At 57.9% G+C, this 24295-nt stretch carries 22 protein-coding genes; 10 read left to right on the top strand and 12 right to left on the bottom strand.

Features of this window, described 5'->3' with window-relative positions; genetic code table 11:
- Positions 1-36 precede the first annotated feature (36 nt).
- Positions 37-1659, top strand: coding sequence for an alkyl hydroperoxide reductase subunit F (gene ahpF / locus ACO05M_RS15665; protein WP_421864922.1), 1623 nt, complete (start codon positions 37-39; stop codon positions 1657-1659).
- Between the two features lie 80 nt (positions 1660-1739).
- The gene (locus tag ACO05M_RS15660) at positions 1740-2141 is read left to right on the top strand and encodes a CBS domain-containing protein (protein WP_421864920.1); all 402 of its coding nucleotides are present in this window, start codon (positions 1740-1742) and stop codon (positions 2139-2141) included.
- A 79-nt stretch (positions 2142-2220) separates the two neighbouring features.
- Here the strand turns inward: ACO05M_RS15660 and aceE are convergent, their stop codons facing one another.
- Positions 2221-4908: a pyruvate dehydrogenase (acetyl-transferring), homodimeric type gene (gene aceE / locus ACO05M_RS15655; RefSeq protein ID WP_421864917.1), complete on the bottom strand. Its 2688-nt coding sequence runs from the start codon at positions 4906-4908 to the stop codon at positions 2221-2223.
- Positions 4909-5111: 203 nt separating this feature from the next.
- Between aceE and ACO05M_RS15650 the strand changes: the two genes are divergently transcribed.
- A complete protein-coding gene (locus ACO05M_RS15650; protein WP_421864913.1) occupies positions 5112-5591 on the top strand; it encodes an Lrp/AsnC family transcriptional regulator in 480 nt (159 codons plus the stop codon).
- Between the two features lie 15 nt (positions 5592-5606).
- Here the strand turns inward: ACO05M_RS15650 and ACO05M_RS15645 are convergent, their stop codons facing one another.
- Positions 5607-6329 carry an alanyl-tRNA editing protein gene (locus ACO05M_RS15645; protein ID WP_421864911.1) on the bottom strand — a complete coding sequence of 241 codons (723 nt, stop codon included), beginning with the start codon at positions 6327-6329 and terminating at the stop codon, positions 5607-5609.
- Between the two features lie 24 nt (positions 6330-6353).
- On the bottom strand, positions 6354-7022 hold the full coding sequence (locus tag ACO05M_RS15640) for a class I SAM-dependent methyltransferase (protein ID WP_421864908.1): 669 nt from the start codon (positions 7020-7022) through the stop codon (positions 6354-6356).
- Between the two features lie 236 nt (positions 7023-7258).
- On the opposite strand from ACO05M_RS15640, the gene ACO05M_RS15635 reads away from it, so the two are divergent.
- Positions 7259-8296 carry a hypothetical protein gene (locus ACO05M_RS15635; RefSeq protein ID WP_421864904.1) on the top strand — a complete coding sequence of 346 codons (1038 nt, stop codon included), beginning with the start codon at positions 7259-7261 and terminating at the stop codon, positions 8294-8296.
- Positions 8297-8414: 118 nt separating this feature from the next.
- Here ACO05M_RS15635 and trpB read toward each other — a convergent pair whose 3' ends face one another.
- On the bottom strand, positions 8415-9617 hold the full coding sequence (trpB, locus tag ACO05M_RS15630) for a tryptophan synthase subunit beta (RefSeq protein ID WP_421864901.1): 1203 nt from the start codon (positions 9615-9617) through the stop codon (positions 8415-8417).
- A gap of 226 nt (positions 9618-9843) precedes the next feature.
- Between trpB and pdxB the strand changes: the two genes are divergently transcribed.
- From pdxB to ACO05M_RS15610, 4 genes are all read left to right on the top strand, one after another.
- Positions 9844-11034: a 4-phosphoerythronate dehydrogenase PdxB gene (pdxB, locus tag ACO05M_RS15625; protein WP_421864898.1), complete on the top strand. Its 1191-nt coding sequence runs from the start codon at positions 9844-9846 to the stop codon at positions 11032-11034.
- A gap of 88 nt (positions 11035-11122) precedes the next feature.
- Entirely contained in the window at positions 11123-11887 is a 765-nt protein-coding gene (locus ACO05M_RS15620) for a flagellar brake protein (RefSeq protein WP_421864895.1), read from the top strand.
- Positions 11888-11912: 25 nt separating this feature from the next.
- Positions 11913-13022: an ATP-NAD kinase family protein gene (locus ACO05M_RS15615; RefSeq protein ID WP_421864892.1), complete on the top strand. Its 1110-nt coding sequence runs from the start codon at positions 11913-11915 to the stop codon at positions 13020-13022.
- A gap of 16 nt (positions 13023-13038) precedes the next feature.
- The gene (locus ACO05M_RS15610; protein ID WP_421864889.1) at positions 13039-13575 is read left to right on the top strand and encodes a hypothetical protein; all 537 of its coding nucleotides are present in this window, start codon (positions 13039-13041) and stop codon (positions 13573-13575) included.
- A 6-nt stretch (positions 13576-13581) separates the two neighbouring features.
- Here the strand turns inward: ACO05M_RS15610 and ACO05M_RS15605 are convergent, their stop codons facing one another.
- The 5 genes from ACO05M_RS15605 to ACO05M_RS15585 form a co-directional block, all read right to left on the bottom strand.
- On the bottom strand, positions 13582-15042 hold the full coding sequence (locus ACO05M_RS15605) for an ankyrin repeat domain-containing protein (RefSeq protein ID WP_421864886.1): 1461 nt from the start codon (positions 15040-15042) through the stop codon (positions 13582-13584).
- A gap of 294 nt (positions 15043-15336) precedes the next feature.
- Positions 15337-16317 (bottom strand): malate dehydrogenase, encoded by a 981-nt coding sequence (locus ACO05M_RS15600; protein ID WP_421864883.1) that lies wholly within the window; start codon positions 16315-16317, stop codon positions 15337-15339.
- 148 nt (positions 16318-16465) lie between these two features.
- A complete protein-coding gene (locus ACO05M_RS15595) occupies positions 16466-18523 on the bottom strand; it encodes an SUMF1/EgtB/PvdO family nonheme iron enzyme (protein ID WP_421864880.1) in 2058 nt (685 codons plus the stop codon).
- Positions 18524-18600: 77 nt separating this feature from the next.
- Positions 18601-19446, bottom strand: coding sequence for a 3-deoxy-8-phosphooctulonate synthase (kdsA, locus tag ACO05M_RS15590; RefSeq protein WP_421864877.1), 846 nt, complete (start codon positions 19444-19446; stop codon positions 18601-18603).
- A 126-nt stretch (positions 19447-19572) separates the two neighbouring features.
- Positions 19573-20007, bottom strand: a complete 435-nt coding sequence (locus ACO05M_RS15585) for a hypothetical protein (protein ID WP_421864874.1) — start codon at positions 20005-20007, stop codon at positions 19573-19575.
- A gap of 130 nt (positions 20008-20137) precedes the next feature.
- On the opposite strand from ACO05M_RS15585, the gene ACO05M_RS15580 reads away from it, so the two are divergent.
- Together ACO05M_RS15580 and ACO05M_RS15575 are read left to right on the top strand one after the other, a co-directional pair.
- Positions 20138-20680, top strand: a complete 543-nt coding sequence (locus ACO05M_RS15580; RefSeq protein ID WP_421864871.1) for a HugZ family protein — start codon at positions 20138-20140, stop codon at positions 20678-20680.
- Between the two features lie 117 nt (positions 20681-20797).
- Positions 20798-21775, top strand: a complete 978-nt coding sequence (locus tag ACO05M_RS15575; protein ID WP_421864868.1) for a PaaI family thioesterase — start codon at positions 20798-20800, stop codon at positions 21773-21775.
- A gap of 40 nt (positions 21776-21815) precedes the next feature.
- On the opposite strand, the gene ACO05M_RS15570 is transcribed toward ACO05M_RS15575, so the two are convergent.
- From ACO05M_RS15570 to ACO05M_RS15560, 3 genes are all read right to left on the bottom strand, one after another.
- Complete coding sequence (locus tag ACO05M_RS15570) at positions 21816-22838, bottom strand: GGDEF domain-containing protein (RefSeq protein WP_421864865.1); 1023 nt, start codon at positions 22836-22838, stop codon at positions 21816-21818.
- A 212-nt stretch (positions 22839-23050) separates the two neighbouring features.
- Positions 23051-23767, bottom strand: a complete 717-nt coding sequence (locus tag ACO05M_RS15565) for an LrgB family protein (RefSeq protein ID WP_421864861.1) — start codon at positions 23765-23767, stop codon at positions 23051-23053.
- Positions 23767-24126 (bottom strand): CidA/LrgA family protein, encoded by a 360-nt coding sequence (locus ACO05M_RS15560; RefSeq protein WP_421864858.1) that lies wholly within the window; start codon positions 24124-24126, stop codon positions 23767-23769. The genes ACO05M_RS15565 and ACO05M_RS15560 overlap by 1 nt, the downstream gene beginning before the upstream one ends.
- Between the last annotated feature and the right edge of the window lie 169 nt (positions 24127-24295).

Here is a 24295-nt window from a genome sequence, read left to right as displayed (position 1 = left end):
GGTGGGAGACAACTGTTTTACAGGCAGGACGTAAAGATGCTGGATACTCAACTGAAACTACAGTTGGAAAGTTACCTTCAAAAGGTGGTCGCACCGATCGAGTTGCTGCTGGCGCTGGATGACAGCCCGCAGTCTCAGCAGCTTTATCAACTGGCCCTAGAGATCGAATCACTGTCGGCGCTGATCAACGTCCGGCAACAGGTCACCCCGTCGGGTCGGACGCCGGCGATGGCGATCGTTCGCGAGGGTGAAGAGCCCCGGGTCGAGTTTGCCGGGCTGCCGATGGGGCACGAATTCACCTCGCTGGTGCTGGCGTTGCTGCAGGCCGGCGGCCATCCGCCCAAGCAGGAGCAGGCGCTGCTGGAGCGGATCGAACAGCTGGATCGCCCCTTGGTGATCGAAACTTACATCTCGCTGTCGTGCCAGAACTGCCCGGAGGTGGTGCAGGCATTCAACCTGATGGCGCTGATCAACCCTCAGATTCAGCACCGGATGATCGATGGGGCGCTGTTCAAACAGGAGGTGGAGTCACGCAACATCCTGGCGGTGCCGTCGGTCTATGTGAATGGTGAATTGTTCGGCCAGGGCCGGATGGCGCTGAACGAGCTGGTCGACAAGTTGGACACCGCTCTTGATACAGGAGCGGCCGCTGAGAAAGCTGCCGAGTTGGATCAGAAAGAACCCTACGACCTGCTGGTGGTCGGTGGTGGCCCGGCCGGCGCGGCGGCGGCGATCTATGCCGCTCGCAAAGGTATTCGTACCGGTATCGTCGCCGAGCGTTTCGGTGGCCAGGTGCTCGACACCATGGCAATTGAGAACTTTATCTCGGTCAGCGCCACCGAGGGCCCCAAACTGGTGGCGAACCTGGAGCAGCATGTGCTCGATTACGATGTCGACCTGATGCAGGGACAGCGGGCCGCGGGAATTCAGCGTAACGGCCTGATCGAGGTGCCGCTGGAGAGTGGTGCCACGCTCAAGAGCCGTTCGGTGGTGCTGTCCACCGGGGCGCGTTGGAGAGAGATGAATGTCCCCGGCGAGCGTGAATACCGTGGCCGCGGCGTGGCCTACTGCCCCCATTGTGATGGTCCGTTGTTCAAGGGCAAGTCGGTGGCGGTGATCGGTGGCGGTAATTCCGGTATCGAAGCGGCGATCGATCTGGCCGGCATCGTCGAGCATGTCACCGTGTTGGAGTTTGCCGACACGCTGCGTGCCGATGAGGTGCTGCAACGCAAGGCGCGCTCGATGAGCAATATCGACATCATCGCGTCGGCGATGACTACCGAGGTGCTGGGCGACGGCCAACGGGTGACCGGGTTGACTTATGTAGACCGTGAAACCGACGAGCAACACCAGCTGGCGCTGGCGGGGATCTTCGTTCAGATCGGTCTGGTGCCGAACACCGAATGGTTGGGTGACAGTATCGATCTGACCGTCCACGGCGAGATCGAGATCAATCAGCGCGGCGAAACCTCAATGCCGGGTGTATTCGCTGCCGGCGATGTCAGCAGCGTGCCCTATAAGCAGATCATCATCGCAATGGGCTCGGGCTCGACCGCCGCCCTGAGCGCCTTTGATTATCTGATCCGTGAGCCGCTCACACCGCAAGGGTTGAACGACTCGGCAGCGAGCGAACCGCAAGCGCAGCCCAGCGCTGCCTGATACCGGACCCCGTCGCTTTTCGGTGAACGCGGAAGCGACGGGGAAACGACCATAGTGGGGAGACCCACGGGAGGAAGATCATGCTACAAGTTAAAGAGATCATGAAAACCAGCGCTTTGCTGCATCCCCATATGGGGCTGTCCGAGGCGGTCAAGATCATCGTCGACAGCGGTTTGAGTGGCCTACCGGTGGTGGATGATCAGCAACGGTTGGTGGGCTTCCTGTCTGAACAGGATTGCCTGCAGAAGCTGATCGCCGAAAGCTATCACTGCGATGCCCACGTCACCGTGGCCGAGCTGATGCGCGACGACCCGCTGTCGGTATCGGAGCAACTGACCACGCTGGAGCTGGGTCAGCAGATGCAGACCAACCGCCCCAAGGTTTATCCGGTCACCCGGGATCAGAAGGTGGTCGGCATCGTGACCCGCAGCCAGCTGGTACACAGCCTGTCCAAGTCGCTGGATAGTTGTCAGGCGTATTAACCTGATCGACAACCTGAGGCTCTTCACCCAAGCGAACGATCACCATAGCGGATTCCGACGGATACCGACCGATTGTTGATTACAACGACGCCGGGTCCAGCTTGCTGGTGGGAATCTGCAGCTGCGACCGGGCCTGCTGCAGGCTATCGAGCGTCAGGGTTCCCTGGCGGTAGAGTTCGGTCAGGGCAGTCCAGGCGATATAGCGGGCATCCACCTCAAAGTGATCGCGCAGGTCCGGTCGCGATTCGCTCAATCCGAAACCGTCGGTACCCAGGCTGACCTGCGGCAAAGGCAGCCAGCGGGCGATGCTGTCGGGCAGTATCTTCATGTAGTCGCTGCAGGCGACGATGATCCCCTGTTCATCGGCCAGCTGGCGCTCGATATGGTTCTGTACCGGCGACTCGGGGTTGAGGCGGTTGTGGCGCTCGCGCTGCTCAGCCTGGCGCAGCAGTTCGGTGTAGCTGGTGACGCTCCAGATATCGGCGCTGCAGCCGAAACCGCGTAACAGTTCGGCGGCTTTGCGCACCTCCTGCATCAGGCTGCCACTACCGAACAGGTGGACCTTGTGACCCTCGCGGGAGTCGGCCTGGAAACGGTACAAACCGTTGAGAATATCCTGCTCGATGTTGATGTTGCCGTCATCCGTGGGCATGGCCGGCATCGGGTAGTTCTCGTTGTACAGCGTCAGGTAGTAGAAGATGTTTTCATCGTTCTGGTACATCCGTTCGATACCGTCACGAACGATTACCGCCAGTTCGTAGGCGAAGGCGGGGTCGTAGCTGCGCAGGTTCGGTACCGTGGCGGCGATGACATGGGAGTGACCGTCCTGGTGCTGCAGCCCTTCACCGTTCAGGGTGGTACGACCGGCGGTGCCGCCGAGCAGGAAGCCTTTGGCCATCGCATCGGAACAGCTCCAGATCATGTCGCCGACCCGTTGGAAGCCGAAGATCGAATAGAAGATGTAGAACGGAATCATCGGCGCGCCGAAGTTGGCGTAGGCGGTGCCGGCGGCCAGGAACGAGGCCATCGCGCCGGCTTCGCAGATCCCCTCCTGCAGCAGCTGGCCGTCTTTGGCTTCCTTATAGGGCAGCAGCGAGCTGGCATCCACCGGCTTGTATTTCTGTCCTTCGCTGGAGTAGATCCCGAACTGATTGAACAGCGACTCCATCCCGAAGGTACGGGCCTCATCCGGGACGATCGGGACGATATAGCGACCCAGCGCTTGGTCTTTCATCATCGACGCCAACATGCGCACAAAGGCCATGGTGGTGGATTGCTCCCGCGTGGTTCCCTCGATGGCCCGTTGGAACAGGCTCAGCGACGGAGCGGTCAGGCGCGGCTGTTGGGTGGTACGGCTGGGGAGGTAACCGTTGAGCTGCTGCCGCTGCCGATGCAGGTAGAGAGCTTCAGGACTGTCTTCGGCCGGCTTGTAGAAGGCCGCCTGGGCCAGTTGCTCATCGGACATCGGAATACCGAAACGGCGGCCGATGGCGATCCGATCTTCGGCGCTGAACTGCTTTTGTTGATGCGCGGTGTTCTGGCCTTCGGCCGAGGAGCCCATGCCTTCGCCCTTGACCGTTTTCATCAGGATCACCGTGGGCTTGCTGGTATTACGAGCGGCTCGGTCGAAGGCGGCGTAGAGTTTCTTACGGTCATGACCGCCACGACGGATCAGGCGGATCTCATCATCGTTGAGGGTCTTCATCAGCTCGGCCAGACGCGGGTCACCGTCGATCCAGTGCTCGCGCACGGTTTTGCCGTCGGAGACAGTGTAGAACTGGTAATCGCCATCCACGGCGCGGTCCATCCGCGCCTGCAGCAGTCCGTCTTGATCGCGGGAGAACAGTTCGTCCCACTCGCTGCCCCAGATCACCTTGATTACATCCCAGCCGGCACCGCGGTAGCTGCGCTCCAGCTCCTGGATGATCTTGCCGTTGCCCCGGACCGGGCCGTCGAGCCGTTGCAGGTTGCAGTTGATCACCATCACCAGGTTGTCGAGATTATCGCGGGTCGCCATGTTGATGGTGCCGAGCACTTCCGGTTCGTCCGATTCGCCGTCACCGATAAAGCACCAGACCTTACCGCCGTTGGCCGGTTTGATGCCGCGGTTTTCCAGGTACTTCATAAACCGGGCCTGGTAGATCGCCGAGGGGGTGGAGAGGCCCATCGAGGCGCTGGGCAGCTGCCAGAAGTCCGGTAGACGCCGGGGGTGAGGGTAGGAGGGCAGGCCGCCACCGGGCTGCAGCTCACGCCTGAAATTGACCAGCTGCTGTTCGGTAATGCGGTTTTCCAGGTAGCCGCGGGCGTATAAGCCGGGGGCCGCATGGGCTTGCACCATCAGGATATCGCCGCCGTACTCTGGACTGCGGCTCTGGAACCAGTGATTGAAACCCACTTCCAGTGCGGTAGCGGCGGATTGGTAGGTGGCGATATGGCCACCGACACCGGAACCGTTGGCGTTGGCCTGCAGTACCATCGCCATCGCGTTCCAGCGAATGATGTTCTCGATCTTCTGCTCCAGCGCGATATCGCCGGGATAGCCGGGCTGCTGCTGTGGAGCGATGGTATTTCGATAGGGGGTGTTCAGCGTCGCTTCGGCCAGGCTAACCCCCTTTTTCAACAGATGATTCTGCAGTAATCGCAGCATCTCCCGGCTGCGGCCCTCTCCCTGCTCGTGGAAGATGTAGTCGAGCGCTTCGATCCACTCGCTGTTTTCCAGTTCCTGTTCTTCGGCGGAGTAGGCCGTGTCAGCGTGGCAGGGGTTCATTGGGGAGCTCCGGTTGTTGTTGTCGTGGCTATAAAGGTTATCACTGCGATCGGAGCTCAAGAGGCTAAAATGGCTAGCTGAATTGGTAGTTGTTGGATGTTGCGGCTAAAAAAACTTTAGATATTAGATTTTAGCGCTAAGGGTTGCAGTAGTATTACCGTTCAGGAGTTCAGCAAGATGGTTCAACCAGCCGGGGGATACTGATGGAAAAACTGGATCGGATTGATCGACGGATTCTGGAGCTGTTGCAGCAGGATGCCCGTATCAGTATTGCGGAGCTGGCTGACGCGGTGGGTCTGTCACCAACTCCCTGCGGTCGGCGGGTAAAGCAGTTGGAGAGCCGTGGGCTGATCGCTCGGCAGATCGTGGTGTTGGATCCGAAGAAAATTGGTTTGCCGATGACGGTGCTGGTGCAGATCTCGTTGGAGAAACAGACCAAGGACCGGCTCAAACTGTTTGAGGAAGCGGTGGCGTTAATTCCCGAGGTGATGGAGTGCTATCTGATCACCGGTAGCCAGTCGGACTACATGCTGAAGATGGTCACCCGGGATCTGGACCACTACCAGCAACTGTTGCTGGATAAACTGGCCGCCATCGAAGGGGTCAACTCGATCATCAGCAACTTCATCATGCGCCAACCGGTCCATAAGACCGCTTATGATCTGGCGCACCTGAGCCGCTGAGGTGGTCTCTACCGACTACTCGTCCAGTACCACAATGATGCGGCGGTTCTGCTTGCCCTTGTTCTCGATCTTCTTGATTCTGACCGGACCGATCTCACCGCTGTTGGCAACGTGGGTGCCGCCGCAGGGCTGCAGATCGGCACCGTCGAACTGGATCAGCCGTACCCGGCCGTGGCCCATCGGCGGTTTGACACTCATGGTACGGATCAGCTCGGGCCGAGCTTCCATCTCCGCGTCGCTGATCCAGTGGATCGACATCGGATGATCCCCTTGGGTCAGTCGATTCAGGTCAGCCTCGATCGCCAGTTTGTCGGGAGGCTCGGGCAGGTTGAAATCGATCCGGGCGCTGCCGTCATCACGAATCCCTCCGCCGGTCACTGCCGCCGGCACCACGGCACAGAGCATATGCATGCAGCTGTGCAGGCGCATGATCCGGTAACGTCGGTCCCAGTCGATATTCAACCGGACCCGCTCACCAATCGCCGGCAGTGCTGAGGCGTCGGTCTGGTGCACGATGGCGCCGGTATCGCGTTCTTTGATGGTGTTGCTGATGGCAATTTCGCTACCGTCGGCCCGTTGCAGGCGGCCGCTGTCGCCGAGCTGGCCACCACCGACCGGGTAGAACACGGTCTGGTCGGTGACGAACCCGTCGTCGCGGTGCTCGATCACCGTCGCCTCGCAGTGTTGCAGGTAGCCGTCTTCGCGAAACAGCTCTTGGGTTAACGGGGCTGTAGTCATCTTTCCCTGCTCCTGTTGATGCCCTCAGGGCTTAATCCAGCTGCCGATCAGAAAGGCGCCGTCGTTGCGCTGTTGCTGCAGGCCTTGCTGTTCGATCGCTCTAGCCTCGGCTAGTTCGCAGTGCTTGTCAAAATGGACCGCCGTGCGGGTTTCGCCGCTGACCGGAGTCAGGGCCAGGAGTTCGTTGGGGCTGCGAAACCAGGCGTGGTTGAAGACTGAGTCCTTGTCCTGCTTGGCGTTGTCGTGCCGACGGGTTGCCCAGGGGCTCAGGCTGTTCAGGGTGGCGACCACCACCTTTCCGCCGGGGCGGGTGACACGGAACAACTCGCCGAGGGCCTGTTTTGCGTCTTCGATAAACTCCAGCGCGGTGATGGAGGTGCACTTGTCGAACGTATTGTCGGCAAAGGGCAACTTACTGATATCCGCGGCGGCAAAGCGGGCTTCGGCGAGTCTGGCGGTTGCCCGGGACAGCATCGGAAGCGACAGGTCCACCCCGGTGATCTGTACGCCCCGCTCAATCAGTGGTGCGGTAAAGATGCCGCTGCCACAGCCGGCATCGAGAATGTTGTCGTCGGCTTGCGGTTCCAGTAGCTCAAGTATCAATGCCAGTTCGGTCTGATACACCAATTGGCCGATCGGGGTTTGAAACCACTGCTCGTAGGGATCGGGCCAGTCGTCGAATAGTTGGGTCATCGTAAGTCTCATCAGATTCGGCCAATAAGCAGTATTTCAGGGCAGAGACGTCTCGCCTAGTACCAGTCGTTGAATCTTGTAGGGCGCAGAGGATATAACGTTACAGCAGCTAAATTGAGCCGCAACAACCTGAACTTGGCCGATGAAATACACTGGAATTTTTCATTGATGTATGCGTGCTATCTTAATACCCTAAGTGATTGTATATATTGAGAAATAAGGGGTTTGTTGGTGGGGTGGAGTTAAATGATATTCAGCTAGGTATTGATCTTGCAACCAGCGCCACAATTATAGGATCTGCCCTGACTTTCTGGTGGCAATCGCTGAAGCGTGCCGAGGAGGCAAGGGCTGCAGATAAAATCGAGAAAACCCGTTCCATTGCCCTATCAAAGTTATATGACGTGTCAAGAGAGTTTGAAGACGCTTTTATAAAATTTAATACCGCAAGAGAGACCTTAGAAGATGGCCTGTATAAAGGGTCAAGGTTTTCTCTATCTGGATCTGAAATAAAGAGCCCGGATCAAATTAAGAATAACCTTAGTTTGATATCTGAATTTATAAACGGTTATGAAGAGTACTATAACCTTATCCAGAAACGTCGATATTCAATTTTGCCATTGCTTGACGTTCTAGATGAAAGTGAAAAGAGCAAGGCTAAAGCAACTGATAACCAAAGTGCTATATCCAAGGTTTGGGAAGATATTAATAGCCTAAGAGTTGCTCATTCGAACTTGGTTGACAGGTTTGAACTGCTTACCGAGCTCATTGAGCTATGTGATAAAGCTGAATCTATTCAACAGAGTATCTCTGTTGGGACTGACAGGAGCTCGGCTGCAGTTGTTTCCTCTAAGCCTATAGTTGATATGGCTAGATCTATATTGTTTCAACAGAAGAATATGTTCCTACTGAACGAGATTATTTCATCTGCAGAAATATCGGCAAAGGAAAGGTCGGATTTTCTGAATGATCTCGGTGTTGAATGGAATTTCCGTGAACAGATTGTTAGGGATGTTCAGCCTGCGATGCAAGAGCGTTTAATTAACCATTTCTTGCTTGATTTAACCGAAGGTGAGCCTTTGGATTTTCAGGTTAGGATTATGGCGATGGTTAAAGAAAGCTTGGATGAGAATCAAATTATCTGTAAAGGTGTTCTCATTAAGCTAAGTGCATTGTTATATGCAACGTTGCAATGCGATAGCCAGGAAAGTTTCGCTCAAGTGGTTGATCGGTACGGAGAGCGAGACTACCTGAACAAAGCTTGGGAAAAGTGCTGATGCTGAAGTGTGCCGTTAACTTCCTGCAGAAGCTGGAGGGGCTTGTACGTAGGTTGACCTAGTCAAGCGATGGCGTTGTGCAACCGCTTGACTAGTGAGCGTCATAGGCCTTGTGAGATTACAGGCCCAGCTTGTCGGCGACGTAGTCGGCGTCCTTGTCACCACGACCGGACAGGTTGACCAGGATGGTCTGATCGGCCGACAGGGTCGGGGCCAGCTTCATCGCATAGGCAACGGCGTGTGAGCTTTCCAGCGCCGGAATGATGCCCTCTTTGCGTGACAGGGTCATAAAGGCATCCAGGCACTCCTGATCGGTGATGCTGGTGTAGTCCACCCGCTTGATATCCTTCAGGTAGCTGTGCTGCGGTCCGACGCCCGGGTAGTCCAGGCCGGAGGCGATCGAGTGGACCGGCATCGGCTCGCCGTCTTCGGTCTGCAGGACGTAGCACTTCATCCCGTGCAGTTCGCTGGGCGCACCGAGGGTCAGGGTAGCGGAGTGTTCCTGGGTATCCAGTCCTTTACCGGCCGGTTCGACACCGACGATGTTGACCGATTCGTCGTCCAGGAAGGCGGTAAACAGGCCCATGGCGTTGGAGCCGCCACCAACACAGGCGGTGATGTAGTTCGGCAGCTCGCCGGTCTGTTCCAGGAATTGAGCCCGTGCCTCTTCGCCGATAATGCTCTGGAAGTCGCGTACCATCATCGGGAACGGGTGCGGTCCGACCACTGAACCGATGGCGTAGAAGAAGTTGACCGGGTCTTTCAGGTACTCTTCGAAGGCACTGTCGACGGCGTCCTTCAGCGTGGCGGTACCGCGGGTCACGGGTACCACCTTGCAACCCAGAATCTTCATCTTGGTGACGTTGGGGTGTTCTTTCTCGATATCGACCTGGCCCATATGGATCTCGCACTCGATACCCACCAGTGAGCAGGCGGTGGCCAGCGCAACACCGTGCTGGCCGGCACCGGTTTCGGCCAGTACCTTGGTCTTGCCCATGTACTTGGCCAGCAGGGCTTCACCCAGGCAGTGATTGATCTTGTGGGCGCCGGTGTGATTGAGGTCTTCGCGCTTGAGGAAGATCTTGGCGCCGCCGCAGTGTTCGGTCAGGCGCTTGGCGTAATAGAGCGGGCTGGGGCGGCCGACGTAGTACTTGTAGAGTTCCAGCAATTCGCTGCGATAGGCCTCGGTATCCTTGATCTCGCGGTAAGCGCGATCGATATCGTCCATGATCGCTTTCAGCTCCGGGGGGATGATCTGACCACCGTAGCTACCGAAAAAGCCTTCGGCATTGGGCATCGGGGCAAAATCGAATGAACTCATAACTCGCTCCTTGGCAATTGCTCTATCCTGAATTCAGTATTTGACATACTCAGGCGTATATTCGAGCCATCTTATCAGGGCCTAACCGGGCTTCAATATGTTTCGCATCAATTACAGAGTTGCGACAGTTCTACTTTGGTCGAGCTGGTCGGATTAGTTACACTGTCGGCCTTTGCGGCGAATTATCGTCCTGACCCTAAACTGACCCATTTTGTAGGTGCTGCCGTTGAGCGATTCCGAAATCCGCATCGTTGCCGATGAGAATATTCCACTGGTCGAAGCGTTCTTTGGCCACTTGGGGCCGATTCAGCGGGCTCCCGGACGACAGATGCAGGCCGAGCAACTGGCGCAAGCGGACCTGTTGCTGGTCCGTTCGGTGACCAACGTCGATCAACAGCTGTTGGCCGGCAGCTCGGTGCGTTATGTGGCCAGTGCCACCATCGGCACCGATCATATCGATCGTGACTGGTTGCAGCAGCAGGGAATCGGGTTTGATAACGCCCCGGGCTGTAATGCCGAGTCGGTGGTGGATTATGTGCTCAGTGCGCTGGTCAATCTGGCCGCCCAAGAGGGCTGCGAGCTGACTCACAAGCGAGTCGGGATTGTCGGTGTCGGCAATGTTGGTTCGAGATTACAACGGCGTCTGGAGAGCCTCGGCATCGAGTGCCTGCTCTGTGATCCGCCCCGTGCCGAGCGCGAGGTGTCGGGAGATGAAGGCGAAGAGCAGGGCTTTGTTTCCTTGCCAACCCTGCTTGAGCGTTGTTCGGTTTTTTGTCTGCACACCCCGCTGACCCGTGAGGGTGACCACCCCAGCTATCACCTGTTCGATGACCAAGTATTAGCGGCGCTGCCCGAAGGCGCCTGGTTGATCAATGCCGGTCGCGGTGCGGTGATCGACAATCGGGCGCTGCTTGATTACTTGCCGCACCGGCAGGATCTGAAGGTGGTTCTGGATGTGTGGGAGCCGGAGCCGGCGATCAATCCTGAACTGGCGGCGATGGTCGAATTTGGTACTCCGCATATCGCCGGTTACAGCCTCGAGGGTCGCACCCGCGGTACCGAGATGATCTATCAGGGAGCCTGCCGCTTTTTAGGTATCGAGCCCCGTTGCCAACTGGAATCCCTGTTGCCGTCACCGGCCTTGGGTCGGTTGGAGCTCGATTCGACGGCGCAGGACGAGAAGGACCTGGTGTCGCGTTTGGTGCGTCTGGTTTATGACCTGCGACGTGATCATCACGCCCTGCAACAGGTCCTTGGGGGTGCGCCGGATCAACGAGCCCCTGGATTTGATTTGCTAAGGCGCCATTACCCGATGCGGCGTGAATTCAGCAGCTTAAAGATCGGCGGGGTTATGCCGCAGTCCGGATTAGCGCAGCAGCTCCAATCCTTCGGTTTTACACTAGTCGATGCCGGTTAGCCGGGATTAAATTCTGAGGCTCCACCATGGTTGGAGCGACCGCCTAAAACCAGTATTCTGAGTCTTTGCCGTCAATAGCCGATACCCGATGTCCTCCACCCGTCTGAGTCTCCCAAGCGCCAAGTCCGATCAGCCGCTGTCGGCGGTCAAGGAACAACTGCGTTTTGACGAGCTGCAGCTGCGCGTGGGCGACCGCATCAGGATAGACAGCCCGAACCCCCGTGGTCGTTTCACCGTGCGCTATCTGGGCGCCTACCCGGATCAGTTTCTGTTGGTGTCGATGCCGGTCCAGCATGATGTGGTCAAACCACTGAGATCGGGAACTCGGGTTCAGCTGCGCTTTGTGGCGTTGGATCGTGCCTGTGTTGTCAATGCTCGGGTGCTGAAAGCCGTCGATGAACCGCAGCCGATGCTGTGGCTAAGCTATCCGGAGCAGGTTGAGGCCGCACGAGTTCGGGAACTTCCCAGGGTGGCCACCGATCTGATTGTGTCGGTGGATGAGGCGGAACCGGGCCATTTTGGCGGCGGTTGGCCCAGGCAGGCATTGTGCAGTGATTTAAGCCTGCGAGGGGCCTGTATCGAGGCCGGCGATCAACTCGGTGAGATCGGTGACGGTCTGCTGCTGACTCTGCGGCTGCAGGTTGACGGTATCGATCAGGTGCTGTTGCTGGAGAGCCGTATCCGCTCGCTGGAGGAGGTTGAGGATAGTCTGGCCGGCGGTTATCGGATGCTGCATGGGGTGGAGTTTGCGGCAGTGGACGAGGATAACCGACTGGTGCTGGCCGGATTCGTTTATCAACAGCTGTTGCTGGAGCAGTTTGGTCCCGGCATCGGTGTCGCCCCGTTTGGGTGACTCAATAAGATTGAAGTAGGTCGAGATGTTTAAGTTAGGTTTGATTATCAATCCGTTGGCCGGTGTTGGCGGTAGTGTGGCGCTGAAGGGCAGTGATGGTGCGGAAACCGCCCGTCAGGCGTTAGAACTGGGTGCCGTACCCCGGGCCGGAGAGCGTGCGCTGCTGGCACTGGAGGCGCTGAAAGGACTCGATCTTCGCTGTTATACCTACCCCGGTGAAATGGGGCAGACGGCCGCCGAGCAGGCCGGTTTTGAGCCGGTCGTGCTGGGGCAGATCGAGTCGGGCAATACCAGCGCCGAAGATACCCAGAACGCGGTTCGTGATCTGGTCGAGGCCCAGGTCGATTTGATTCTGTTTGCCGGCGGCGACGGCACCGCCAGGGATCTGCACGGTGTCGTACCGGAGACCATTCCGGTGCTGGGAATTCCGGCCGGGGTCAAGATCCATTCCGGAGTCTACGCCATTACTCCCCGGGCCGCCGGTGAAGTGGTCGCGATGCTGATTCGCGGTGAGCTGGTCAGCCTGCGGGAGCAGGAGGTCAGAGATATCGATGAGAAGGCGTTCCGCGAGGGCAGTGTTCGGGCAAGGTACTATGGTGAATTGCTGGTGCCGGAAGAGGGGCGCTTTGTCCAGCGGACCAAGAGTGGCGGCAAAGAGGTCGAGGAGCTGGTGCTTGAAGATATCGCCGCCGATTTGGTCGAAACCATGGAAGACGGCATCTGCTACGTGATGGGCTCGGGTACTACGGTCCAGGCGGTCATGGAGGAGCTGGGGCTGCCCAATACGCTGTTGGGGGTCGATCTGGTCCGCGACGGCGAGCTGCTCGGTTCCGACCTGAGCGCAGCCGAGCTGTTGGAACTGACCGAAGGCCAGGAGTGCCGCGTGGTGGTCACGATCATCGGTGGTCAGGGGCATATTATCGGTCGTGGCAACCAACAGCTGTCCCGTGAGCTTCTGCAGCGGGTGGGGCGTGACAACATGATTGTGGTCGCGACCAAGACCAAGCTTAAGGCGCTGGAAGGCAGGCCGTTGGTGATCGATTCCGGTGATCCGGCCTTTGATCAACAATGGTCGGGCCTGATTCGCGTGGTGACCGGTTACCGTGACGCGGTGCTTTATCCGGTAGAGGGCTGATCTGATGGCGACTGCCATGAACCGAAAGAGAACAGCGGCAAGCGGTGCTATCGCGCTGATGCTGACACTGCTGCTGAGTGGTTGCGGTGAAGAACCGTCGCCAGTTGAACAAGCCGCTGAAAGTGCACCGCCGAAAACTCAGGCATCGGATGAGGAAAAGTCATCGGCTACTCCATCCGACACTGCTCAGGCTGAACCGCCGGCAACCTTGAAGGCCCAGCAGGAGCCGGTCGACGAGTCGGTGGATGAGCCGCTGTCGGTGAACCCTCTGACCGGTGAAGAGGCCCCGAGCGAGCCCGCCCAATCCAAGACGCTGGACTTGAGCCTGACCGAGGCGGAGCGTCTGGGCGAGCAACCTGCCGCCGAGGACGGCCTTGTGAACGGATTGATGCCGCCGGAGGATGAACCGGAATCCGCCTTTAAACGGGCTCTTGAAGCCAGCGAGGAGGAAGATGGCGTTTCTTTCAGCGGCGGATTGATCACCAAGGAAGACGAACCCAATTTCCGCGACTCGGTTGAAGGGGCTGAATTCGGTCTGGAAGTGAAGTACTAGGACAGATTACAGCAGGCCGCGATCGAGCAGACGTTGCAAAAAGGCACGTTTACCCTTGAGCTGTTCGACCCGCAGGTTATCGCTGTTCAGGCCTTGATCCAGTAACAGATCGAACAAACGTAGATGGTTGTGGGCCAGGCTGTAGTCCAGCAGCGTGTGCTGGTTGCTGTCTTCGACATCCAGTCTCGCACCGGCATCGACCAGTGCCCGGATCGTAGCCCAATAACGTTTCGGATCGCGGCTGGCGGCATAGAGCAGCGGCGTCTGCCCCTCCTGATTCAGGGTTTCGAGCGAAATACCCTGCTGCAACAGCAGCTGTATCGTGGCTGGGCTGTCGGTGGCGGCCAGGTGCATGACGGTCTGGCCCTTGAAGTTGGTCAGCGACGGATCGGCGCCCGCGCGTAGCAACTGCGCGACCAGGTTTGGCATATTGCGATTGACGGCCGCCATCAAGACGCTTTTTCCGATTCGATCCTGAGCATTGGGATCGGCCCCGGCGGCCAGCAGTTGCATTGCCGCCTCATGGTGCCCCGCCTCAACCGCCCAGTAGAGCGGTGTGCGCTTAAAGTAATCTTTCGCTTCCAACGCCTGCGGCTGCTTGAGCAGCAGTTTGATCAGTTCCTGTTGGCCGCTCTTGGCTGCCAGATGGACCGGTTTCGCCCCCCTGTCGGCGCGTGCCGGGAGATTACTGTCAGCTCCCTGCAGCAGCAGGTGGCGGGCCATATCCAACTGCTTGGCGTCGACCGCCCAGTGGAGCAGGGTGCGCCCTTCCACATCGGTGCGTTGATCCTGTTGGTTCAGCTGTGCCTGAGACGGGGCGCAGGCCAAGAGCGCGTCGCTGGTCCCGGTGCGGACCTGCTCGACCAGGGTGGTGAATTTACAACCGGGTTTATCCGCGGAAGTTGCCATCCGTTCGGTTTGTACCGGGTTACCGAGCTGGGTCGTCATTGGGGCCAGCTGTGGCTTGTTGCTGAGCTTGGTCGGTATCTGCTGCGGCTTGTCCATGGATGTCAGCGGCATCCGTTTGATCTCTTTGGTTTCGGCGCGTGAGATCGGTTTGGCGCTGGAGTCTGGCTGCAGTGGTTTAACTGCGGCGGTCGAAGTCGGGAGTTGTGATGGTTTCGGATCCGCGGTTGAGCCCTGGGGCGCCGCCGGTTTAGCCGGTTGTACCAGCTTTCGTTTGGCGGGGGGGGATTCGGGTTTGCTCGCGGGTTTAGCTGCTGCTTTGGAGACAGGCTCAGCGGCGGGTGTAATGGTCGTTACCGCGGCGGCCTGAGCCGGGTTAAATCCCGATTTATCGTCTGTTTGTGGCTGCTTGAGCGTCTTGACCGCTGGGGTTGCTGATTCCGCAGCCTGTTTTTTCTGTTGACGCTTTTGCTGCATCTCCTGCAGGCAGGCCTGGTTGTAGACGGTGCGACCGTCTTCGGTTTTGCAGGCTGAGATTGCTTGGGCTGTGTCAGGCAGCATTCCGACACCGAGGAGCAACGTCACGGCAACAGCCCAAAAGCTGAACAGGTTGGCGTATTGCGGGTGTGGAATGGTCATCTAGGCAGAGTTTACAGCTGGGCTCTTTATTAGCCCTTTATAATAAGGTCAGGCAGGATCGAAGTGAATAACCAAGCGGTAATATTTAGAGACTTATTGTCCCTTAAATGGAGACCAAGTATTTGAATTTAAGAACTAATTCGTACAAAAAAACCGCGGACGTAGCCGCGGTTTTTTGACTAAGCCGGCAATAATCGCCGGGCTAAGTATCAGCTCTTAGTTGAACAGATGCTTGACGCCGTCGCGCTCTTCCATCAGTTCCTGCTCGGTAGCCTTCATCTTCTCGCGGCTGAAGTCGCTGATTTCCAGGCCTTGAACGATTTCGTACTTACCGTCCTTACAGGTGACCGGGAAAGAGTAGATGATGCCTTCGGCTACGCCGTAGCTACCGTCAGACGGGATCGCCATGGAAACCCAGTCGCCTTCTTGAGTGCCCAGAGCCCAGTCGCGCATGTGCTCGACGGCGGCGTTGGCGGCAGAAGCGGCAGAGGACAGACCACGGGCCTTGATGATCGCGGCGCCACGCTGCTGTACGTCAGGGATGAAGGTCTCTTTGTACCAGGACTCTTCAACCAGGCCTTCAGCCGCCTGACCGTCAACGGTGGTGTTGCTGATGTCCGGGTACTGAGTCGCGGAGTGGTTACCCCAGATGGTGACTTTCTTCACGTCGGTGACGTGCTTGCCAGTCTGGTTGGCCAGCTGAGCAGCGGCACGGTTGTGGTCCAGACGGGTCATGGCGGTGAACTGACCCGGATCCAGATCCGGTGCGTTCTGCTGTGCGATCAGGGCGTTGGTGTTGGCCGGGTTGCCGACAACCAGTACTTTAACGTCACGGCTGGCGTGATCGTTCAGTGCCTTACCTTGAACAGAGAAGATGGCGGCGTTGGCTTCCAGCAGGTCCTTACGCTCCATGCCCGGTCCACGCGGACGAGCACCAACCAGCAGTGCGTAGTCGGCGTCTTTGAACGCAACGTTGGCGTCGTCGGTCTGAACGATACCCTGCAGCAGCGGGAAGGCGCAGTCTTCGAGCTCCATGGCAACACCCTTCAGGGCATCCAGTGCCGGAGTGATCTCGAGCAGTTGCAGAATGACGGGCTGGTCGTTGCCCAGCATTTGGCCGGAGGCGATGCGAATCAGCAGTGAGTAGCTGATCTGACCGGCGGCACCGGTGACTGCGACGCGTACAGGTTGTTTCATGGAAAATCCCCTTCATCAAAAAGAGTAAAGCCGGTCTTGATGCCGGCGCCAAAAGGTGGCGCGATTATAAAGGAAACGGCCCGGTCAAGCTATCGAACCGGGCCGGAATACAACCAATGGAGCAGAACGAAAGGATAGGGCGCGTTAATCAGTCGCTGTCCAGATCCAGCGCGACCCGGAAGCCCCAGGTATTACGAACCGCGTTGGGCGGATGACGATAGCGGCTGGCGGAGCGGATCAACCGCGGTATGTCGTACCAGGAGCCACCGCGCATCACCCGGTAGTTACACAGGCCGACATCCCAGCTGGCACCATCGGTCGGCGCCTGGTCGTAGCTCTCGTTGTAGCAGTCTGAAACCCACTCGTAGACGTTGCCGTTCATGTCATAAAGGCCGAACGGATTGGGCTCGAAACTGCCGGTCGGGGCGGTCTGTTGACCGTCGAACGCACTGCCGCAGTCGTCGCAGGCGGCGTTGTTGGTTCCGATTTCGTTACCCCACCAGAACTGGGTCGAGCTGCCGGCGCGGGCGGAATACTCCCACTCCGCTTCGGACGGAAGGCGGTAGGGCTGGCCGGTTTGCTGACGAATCCAGTAGGCGTAGGCGTTGGCATCGTTCCAGCTGATATTGATAACCGGACGGTTGCCTCGTCCCCAGCCCTGGTCATCCGGCAGCGGGCGACCGGTGGACAGGGCAAATAGGTCATACTCGCCGAAGGTGATCTCTTTCTGCGACAGGGCGAAGCTCTTCTTGATATTGACCACGTGTACCGGCAGCTCGTTGTCGTCACCGTTACGGTCGAGGTCACCCATCTGGAATCGCCCTTTGGGCACAATCACCATGTTGGGGCCGAAGACCCCGGGAATGATTTCGTCTTTGAACACTTCGCCGGTGCGACGGACCAGGGCTCCGTCGTTGTCGCCGTCGGTTGCGCTCGGCCTATTGTTGATCGGGTCGCGAGTCAGACGGACGCTGTAGTTATCGACCCTGTCGCCAATCTGCGCCAGCAGGGCCTGGTCGTTGGATAACTCCCGCAGCGTGGCGAATTCACGGCTCAGGGCAATTTTACTGTCGATGCTTGGCGGCTGGTCCAGCAGATTCTGTACCTTGACCAGCTGGTCGACCAGTTGCTGTTCGTGCCCCCGGTATTCATTGCCGGCCAGCATATAACCAAGCCCCACCCCAGCTCCGAAGCTTAAGGTGATCCCCAGCAGGGAGCTGATCAGCATTCCGCCTTTGCGTTGGGGTTGTTCGGCCTTGTTGTTGGCGGCCTGAGCTGCCCGATTTTCCGGGCGTGCCTGGGGCTTTTTGTCGCGGGCGGCCGAGGATTTGGTATTGGGGGCATCGCCCGGTAAGGCAACACCCGGCGGGAACAGCTTTTTCAGCAGCTCTTGTGCCGATTCCGGTCGGTCGCCGGGTTGTTCGCTGAATGCGGTCAGTAGCAGTTGCCACTGCTCATCATTAAACAGAGCCGGAGGGCTCAGCTCTTCAGGTTTACGCTCGTTCTGAGGCACCTCGGGGGAGAAGGGCGCACGGCCGGCGAACAGGAGATAAATCAGGCAGGCGAACGAGAAAATATCCGCACTGAGCGGCAGCGGCGCCGGGCTGAATGCCTCGGGAGCATGGTACTCGCTGTTCAGGACGCGGTGGCCATTGCTTTGCAGAGCGTGGAGCAGCGGTTGCCGGAACGCCACATTAACCAGCTTGACCCCCACTTCGTGGGTGATGATTACATTCCACGGGGTCAGATCACCGTGGCTGATCTTCTGGCGCGCGCTGTAGTCCAGCGTCAAGGCAACCTGGGACAGGATCACGCGGGCCTTCTCGGCACTGAGTTGTTTGTAGCCGTCTTCGATCAGAATTCTGGCCAGACTACGGGTCGAGATCGGCTCCATCGCCACAAACAGCCAGCCTTCACGGCTCTGAAAATACCCATGGATCTTGGCCAGATGTTTGAAGTCCAGGCGGCTGGCACGGCTGACTTGGGATTTGAACTGCTCCAGCGTTTGCTTGTCTTTGAGCAGGTTGGGATTGACGATCTCGAGCGCAACCCGATCGCGGGAATCTTCGTCTTCGCCGGTACTGAGATCGTAAGCGTGCCAGACCTGGCCGATGGGGCTGTTGCTGACCGGTTTGATCAGCTGAAATTGATGGTGATCGGGGCCGAGCACCATCTTTTTGCGCAAAGTCGAGAAATCCAGAGCCATAATCGCCTTCAGATACAGTCCGTTATCGCAGTTCGCCCGGAGGCGGAACAAGCATAGCCCAAACCATCATGCAGGTGTTATTCGGTTGTCAGCGGAGCAAATGACTTGACCAGTTCATCCACCGCCTTCATCTGCTGCAGATAAGGTTCGAGCTTATTCAGCGGCAGGGCGCAGGGGCCGTCACATTTAGCCTGGCTGGGATCCGGATGGGCTTCCAGAAACAGACCGGCGATGCCCTGGGACATGCCGGCTCGGGAGAGTTGGGCAGCCAGTGCACGGCGGCCGTCGGCGCTGTCGCTTCTGCCGCCCGGCATCTGCAGGGCGTGGGTGGCATCGAACATCAACGGGACGCCGAAATCCTTCATGACGGAGAAGCCCAGCATGTCGACGACCAGATTGTTGTAGCCGAAGCAGCTGCCGCGCTCGCACAGGATCAGACGGTCGTTTCCGGCTTCCCGACACTTCTTGAGGATATGTCCCATCTCCTGTGGAGCCAGGAACTGAGCCTTCTTGATATTAATGGCGGCACCGGTGCGGGCCATCGCCACCACCAGATCGGTCTGGCGTGATAGGAAAGCGGGCAGCTGAATGATGTCGGCCACTTCTGCCGTCGGGGCGGCCTGGTGCGGCTCGTGCACATCGGTGATGATCGGTACGCCGAAGCTGCGTTTGATGTTGTCGAGAATCTTCAGGCCTTCATCCAGTCCCGGCCCGCGGAAGGAATCGATCGAGGAACGGTTAGCCTTGTCGAACGAGGCCTTGAACACATAGGGAATGCCGAGTCGGGTTGTCACTTCGACATAACGTTCGGCAATCTGCATCGCCAGTTGCTCGGATTCAAGCACGTTCATGCCGCCGAAGAGGACGAATGGCAGTTCGTTGTTAATGGAGATCTCGCCGACGGTAACGGTTTTCTGTGTCATTCAGGGGCCTCAGAATTGTTCTGGGTGGGGCCAGGGGCCTTTTGGGCTTGATTATAGGGAGGAAAAGGGCTGCGCGATAGGTGGCGGGAGAAACAGCGGCGCTGTGGCAGCTCGCTTGCCTGATACCTAGCGTGATGTCGAGGGGAAGCTTTCGCCGAACTGCTTAATCCAGTTTTGGGCCGCCTCGTTCAGACTCAGTCCGGAACCGTCCCGTTGCAGCTGTGCATGGTAGTGCCGGATATGACAGAGCTGTTCCAGCATTCGCAGCTGAAACGCCTGGTAGCCATCATCAAACGCCAGCGTGAGCTGATATCCCTGTTCGGTAGGGTTGCAGGCCAGGACTCGGGTGATGGCGCTGATGGAATCGGTAATCGAAGGAATACGGACTCGCAGGCGCTGATTGAAGCCGAAGGCGCGGGGCCAAAGGCATTCAAATAGCAATTCGCGTTTTGGGCTGTACGGACTGAAGTCGAGATCGGAGCTGTCTGGCTGGCAGGCAATGGGAGTAAGTTCGAGTTCGAATTGATACATATGCTGCAGGGTTGTGGGCTGCTGTTGCATGGAAGCCTCCTCCGGAGTGCTTTTCACAGGGTCCCTGATGGCTATATCGGCATTCGTTAATGTTTGATGAGCTTTTTTTACCCCGCCGGCTTGGTTATCGTGCATGAATCGCTTGCTTGGGGAGTAAAGAATGAGCACCGAGTCCAATTCAACATCCGATCCGCAGCCGGACCTGCAGAAGGTTTCCGAAGCCGCCCTGTTGTTGCGCCAGCGCCATCAGACGCTGTTGTTATCGAGTCTGAACGGTACCCGGCCTGAGCTGAGTTATGCTCCGTATTGCTGCGATGAGGAGGGGAGCTTCTATATCTATATCAGTCAGTTGGCGAGCCATACCGAGAACTTGAAACAGCATCCGGATTGCAGTGTGATGTTTATCGCTGAAGAGCAGGGTTGTCGCAATCTGTTTGCCCGTGAACGCTTGAGTTTTTCATGCCTGGCTGAGCTGATTGACCCGCAGGATGGAGACTATATCGCGCGACTGGAGCAGTTGGAGCAGCAATTTGGCGAAGTGGTCAGACTGCTGCGCACGTTACCCGATTTCTGCCTGTTCCGCCTTCGGCCCCGTGACGGTCGCTATGTGGCTGGTTTCGGTCGGGCCTATCAGCTCGATCCGCTGAGCTACCGGGCATCGCCGATCGGCCCCGAGCAGTTGGGCAAAGCGGGCCAAAAATAGCCTGGGTGAAGCGAGGTTCCGCCGTTGACGGACCCGATAGCCACAGAGATCGGTATCAACGCTGTTTAAAGAACGCAGAGAGTAGGCCGGAACGACCGGTGAATGTTAGGAGGTTAGATGAGCGATCATCTCGATAGAGTCAGGGCGTTATGCCAGATGATGATCAGTGCCAATCCCGGCGATCATTTTCATGCACTGGGCTTGTGGATCAAACGGGTGGAGCATGCCCGAGTGTGGGCCGAGCTGCCCTACAGTGAAGGGATCATCGGCAATCCGGAGACCGGTGTGGTTCACAGCGGCCCTGTGACGACGCTATTGGATAGCTGCTGTGGGATGGCAGCGGTGGCGGCTTTGGACGAGTTGACCCTGTGTCCGACCATGGACTTGAGAATGGATTATATGCGCCCGGCCAAGCCTGGACTGCCGGTTTTGGCTGAGGCTGAGGCTTATCGGGTCAGCTCCAGCGTTATTTTCTGTCGTGGCAGAGCGTACCAAGAGGGGGTAAGCGAGCCGATCGCGCATTGTGTGGCCAATTTTATCCGCATGGATGCTCAGGTGGCCGGGGTGATGAGTGCCAGGCTGGATCCTCTGCTGGCGTCGGCGACGACCTGTCTGGCGCCACCGGCTAACCCACCCAAGCAACCCGGTCAGATCAGCAGCCTGCCTTCGTTGCGCGATGCGATCTTCGTCATTCAGCAACAGCAGCAGCCGGAATTGTTACTGGAAACCTTGCCCTATGCGCAGTTATTGGGGATGAAGGCGTTCTATCAGGAAGGTGAGTTGGTGCTGCACTTGCCGCCCAGCAAAGCCAACATCGGTAATCCGACCCTGCCGGCGCTCCATGGCGGAGCCATAGCCGGTTTCATGGAGATGTCGGCCGCCGTGCACCTGCTGATGACGATGGAGTCGGTCCGTATCCCCCGGGTGGTCGATTTCTCCATCGACTATGTCCGGGCAGGGCGGTTGGAAGATACCTATGTGAGTTGTTCTGTCGTCCGGCAGGGCAGCAAGCTGGTCAACGTGGCCATCACCGCCTGGCAGCAGGACAGGCAGAATCCCATCGCTACAGCCCGGGCTCACTTTCTGGTGGATTGAACCCGGACTGAGGCGCCGATGCCGGCAGCAAGCCGGCGTTTCAGGTAGCGCCGTTAAGTGATGAGACCATCACCTGGTTACGGCCGGCATCCTTGGCTCGATACAGAGCCTGGTCGGCCCGTTCCAGCCAATCCTGCCAATCTTCGTTAGGTGCCATCTGCGCAACACCGGCCGACAGGGTCACGCTGGGAATGGTCTGTTTGGTGCGTTTGTTGACCAGGGTGACCTGGCTGACCTGCTGTCGGATGCGTTCGGCGATTTTGACCGCATGGGGCAAATTGGCCTGCGGCAGGATAACCAGCATCTCTTCACCGCCGTAGCGGATGGCCAGGTCCTCTTTGCCGATCAGCTGTTTGATCTGATTGGCGACCTGCTGCAACACCTTGTCACCCAGCAGATGGCCATAGTTGTCATTGAAACGTTTGAAGTGGTCGATATCGAAGACCACCATCGAAAGAGCGATATCGTCGAGCTGGCGTAAACGTTCCAGGTGATAACTCATTCCGGTCCGGTTGAGCATGCCGGTGAGCGGATCGGTCATCGCCTGCTTATGGGTCTGGTTCAGCTGTTGTTGCAGCTTTTCGGCATTGGCCTCGGCTTGTTGCAGTTTCTGGTTCAGCGCCTGCTGATCCTTCTTGGCCTGCATCGAGGCTTGCAACAGGTTGGAAACCACGCTTTCCAGTTTTTCAAGTGTGGGCTTGTTGGACAGCTCGCCGATGTTTTCATCAAGGCTATGGGTCAGTTCGTCGACGCTGTTGCTGCCGTCGCGCACCGAGGTCAGCAGGCTGTCGATCATCTGCTGCACCTGCTGGGTGCCCTCGATCAGCTCCTGAGCCTGGGGTTCGAGATGGTTCTGGTGCAGTTGCAGAATAAAAGAGTGGTTGAGCTGATGTCCGAGACTGACGTATTCGTTCAGCTCTTCGGACAGTTCAGGGTGGTTACCGCTGAGGTGCTCAAACGACACCATGTAGTTAAGCGGTACCGGTTGAATCTTGTGATCGCGGCAGAAGGTGCCTACTTCATCGAGCAGAGCAAAAGCATTGACGTTGTTGCTGGGTCTCATGACCGGTTTGTCCTCGCGGAAAGGCCTGATCGGCCTTGGGTTCAACGGTATCTTTGTTCGCGGTGCCGGTAGGACATATCGTCCAGTGGGCACCCTGTTTCAACGGTACAACTGAAAACCGTCGACAGATTCCTTCCCGTAAATCAGTACTTTCCTTGAGTTAGATGGTCGCTACCTTGTTACGACCCTATGGCATTTTTGTTAATAAGCATTTAGTCGATCAGTCCAAATAGCAGGGGTAAGAACAGGGCGGTATAGGCACCGGTTAAGCCCATTGCCAGACTGGAAAACGCCCCGGTCGTGGGACTGATCTCGAAGGCTCTGGCGGTGGCAATGCCGTGACCGTTGAGCCCCATGGTAAATCCGAGAATTCGTTCATCGTCGCATTTCAGCCAACGGCAGATGGGGGCTGCCATCAACGACCCGACCACGCCGGTCAAGGCAACAATGCCCACCGCCAACGAGCCGATGCCGCCGAGCAGGTCTGCCAGGCTGACGGCGATCGGGGCGGTGACCGACTTGGGTGCCAGTGAGATCAAAATCCTGGTATCGGCACCCAGGCCCCAGGCGATCAGCATCGCCAGCCCGGCGGCCAGCGGAGCGCCGATCAGCAGTGTGACCGTGATCGGCTTGAACATCGCCCGGATATGATGGAACTGAAGAAATAGTGGGATTGCCAGTGCCACGGTGGCGGGGCCAAGCAGGAAGCTGAGCCAGCGGGCACCTTCGTAGTAGCTCGGATAATCCAGCGGCAGCAGCCAAAGCATCAGCACCAGAATCAGTCCGCCGGAGACGATAGGGGGCAGCCAGGCGGGGTGCTTGAGGCGGTTGAACAGCTCTACTCCCAGCTGGAAGGCGATCAGGGTCAGTGCCACCGGCAATAAAGGGGTCTGGCTCAGGTGCTCGATCAGGCCGGAGAGCTGTTCCATCAGCCGGTCTCCTTCGGTGTATCGATCTTCCGGCTCAGGCGTTTCATCAGCCAGACGCAGAACAGCATCGATAGCAGGGTGCCGAGCACGATTGCGGCCAGAACTGGCAACCACTGGCCTTGCATGCGATCGCCCAGGAAAAACAGACCGACCCCACCGGGCAGCAGTAAGAGGGAGAGTTGGGCGATCAGCAGCTGACTGCTGCGCTCCAGTTCCGGGCTGACCTGTTGTCGGAGCATCAGCCAACCAAACAGCAACAGCATGCCCAGCACATTACCACTGATCGGAATGCCGCTGAGAAAGTGCAGGCTTTCCCCCAGAATCCAGAAAAGCAGGATCAGTGTGAACCCTCTTATCATTAGAAAAACAACACCTTGTCTACATCCAATGGGGCGATGCTAGAGAGTGGTGAAGTTCAATTCAAGCTAAATTATCCAATCGAGATAAGAATCGGCAGGGCGTTAAACTAAAGTCGTAGATGTTCAGGTGGGTCGGGGGCTGTAGCGGGTTTTAAAACTTCCGTTTGAA

It is taken from the genome of Motiliproteus sp., from assembly GCF_965230735.1.
In the GTDB taxonomy this organism is placed as follows: domain Bacteria; phylum Pseudomonadota; class Gammaproteobacteria; order Pseudomonadales; family Balneatricaceae; genus Motiliproteus.
The sequence above is the reverse complement of the archived record's forward strand: the minus strand, read 5'-3'. Positions and strand labels throughout refer to the sequence as shown.